This is a genomic window from Dyadobacter sp. CY261 (assembly GCF_021440085.1).
GTDB lineage: Bacteria > Bacteroidota > Bacteroidia > Cytophagales > Spirosomataceae > Dyadobacter.
This window is the reverse complement of sequence record NZ_JAKCPW010000054.1, coordinates 1-2,473: the sequence shown is the minus strand read 5'-3', so window position 1 is coordinate 2,473 and position 2,473 is coordinate 1. Positions and strand designations below refer to the sequence as shown.

General features: G+C 48.2%; 1 protein-coding gene and 1 pseudogene. One reads left to right on the top strand and one right to left on the bottom strand.

The annotated features are described in order from the left end of the window. Positions 1-1,795, top strand: a 1,795-nt coding sequence (locus LZD49_RS35275) for an ABC transporter permease (protein WP_234673349.1), incomplete at its 5' end; no start/stop codon positions are given. Positions 1,796-2,061: 266 nt separating this feature from the next. Here the strand turns inward: LZD49_RS35275 and LZD49_RS35270 are convergent. Continuing rightward, positions 2,062-2,473: pseudogene (locus LZD49_RS35270) on the bottom strand (hypothetical protein); the annotation flags it as partial.

Below are 2,473 nucleotides of genomic sequence, written 5' to 3'. Positions count from 1 at the left end.
GGTCGCCAATACACCCTGGATTAAAGAAGCCGCCGATTCCTGGGGAAATAACTCCTTTCGGCTCTACCTACAGCTTGCCCCAAACACGACAATGGAGCAGGTAACGGCCAAAATCAAAGACATCAAACTCAATACGAATCGGGTTGAATACGCCAAGCGAAATCCGCAATTCTCCCTGCTGCCAATGAACGACTGGTATCTGAGGAGCAATTTCGAGAACGGTATTCAAACCGGCGGGCGCATCGAGCTGGTGCGGCTATTTGGGAGTATCGGAGCCTTCGTATTGCTGCTGGCATGCATCAATTTTATGAACCTGTCGACAGCTCGCTCGGAGAAACGAGCCCGGGAGGTTGGGGTTCGCAAGTCCCTGGGTTCAATGCGTAGGCAGTTAATCATACAGTTTTTAAGCGAGTCGTTCCTGGTCGTGACTTTGGCGTTTCTGCTCGCTCTAACGCTGGTTATGCTCATGATACCAATTTTCAATACCCTGGCCGACAAGCAACTCGTTTTTCCTTGGCAGCACACTTCCTTCTGGGTAGCTGCTCTTGTCTTTATCGTGTTAACAGCCCTGGTTTCGGGAAGTTACCCAGCGCTCTATCTGTCGGCTTTTCAGCCGTTGAAAGTGTTGAAAGGGACGTTTCGACTGGGTCGTTTCGCAGCCTTACCCCGCCGTGTCCTGGTGGTGCTGCAATTCACCGTCTCCGTCACGCTGGTTATCAGCACGATCGTCGTGTTTCGTCAAGTTCAATATACCAAAAACCGACCCGTAGGCTACGACCGAGCAGGTTTGGTATCCATTCCCCTGACGGAAGGCGAATTTTCAGGGAAGTACGAATTTATCCGCAACGAACTGTTGCGTTCGGAAGCCGTCACGGACATGTCGGCAACCAGCGATCCGGCGACAGCTGTGAACTTCGGTCGCGGTGGATTCCGATGGGCAGGTAAACCGGCCGACTTTCAGGACAGTTTCGCCTGGGTCTGGGTGTCACCAGACTATGTCAAATCGCTGGGTATGAAGATCATTGCTGGCCGCGATTTTTCAGCTGATTCTCCATCCGACTCCAATGCAGTGCTTCTGAACAAAACGGCCGTCGCATATATGGGCCTAAAAAATCCCCTTGGCACCCTTATTCGGGAGGATAATGACAAGAGCACTGCTCCACCGTTGAAGGTCATTGGTGTAGTCGACGATGTGGTGATGGAGTCCCCCTACGAACCTGTCCAACCGACGGTCTATGAATTTAACAAAGGCGCTGCTCGATTTTATAACCTGCGGCTAAATCCGGCAATCCCTGTTCGAGAGAGTCTGGCTACTGTCGAGCAGATCTACAAAAAGAACGTGCCTGCTCTACCTTTTCAATATGTGTTTGTGGACGAGGAATATGCAGCTAAGTTTTCGGCTGAAGAGCGCGTGGGCAACCTGGCCAGTATTTTTGCCTCTCTTGCCATACTCATTTCGTGCTTAGGGCTGTTTGGATTAGCTTCCTTTACGGCGGAACAACGAACGAAAGAGATTGGCATCCGCAAAACACTGGGCGCGTCAGTTGCCGACCTCTGGCAGTTGCTTTCTAAAGACTTTGTGGTGTTAGTTCTCATCGCCTGCCTAATGACGGTCCCGATCACCTATTACTCGATAAACAGCTGGTTAGATCACTACACCTATCGCGTCGATGTGTCCTGGTGGATCTTTGGAGTTGCCATCATGGGAGCTTTGCTGCTGACGCTGTTGACTGTTAGCTTCCAGGCGTTGAAAGCAGCCATGATTAACCCGGTAAAAAGTCTGCGTACAGAATAAATTTCCGACTGGAGCTGGCAACCCCTAAAAAAGCACCGGGCAGTCCGGTGCTTTTTTAGCTCAACTAGTGCACAAGTATGCTAATCTAGCTCAGCTTTTCGTCATGAAAAAGAAGTATGTATTTGTCCAATTCAATGTTTATGCCGAAATCCATGCTTTCCAATTTATGTCTCTTGAAATGTCCGATCCTTGCGATTGGCTTAAACCCTGATGACTACCAGGATGTCTGTCTCACGTTCGAGCATTTTGCGAGACTTTGAATTAAGTTACCAAAATTTCCATTTGCTCTTTTTTGACAGTCCTTTAATTGTCTGCTTTGTCAATGAGCGAGGTTTTGTCTTTTCCGATTTTAACTGCTTATCGATAATTTGTATTATCCATATGTCAAAGTCAGATACAACACCGTACATGGAGGTGTTCATGTCGTACCTTATCTGCACTTCAATGTTTTCAACCTTTTCAATGAGATGTGCTATCTGCTTGTGTCGAACTGGGAGATACCATTGCACGTGAGGTCTATCGGGCCAATTGGCATGATTAACTATAAGTATCTCGGAATTTTCAAACTCTATTTTTGTCGGCTTATCCGGCTGATTTATTCTGGTGGCGGCAATTAAGTTATATCCGTGTTCACTGTCGTTAACTGCTTCTAAGACAACTGCGCCACCATAATTGCCG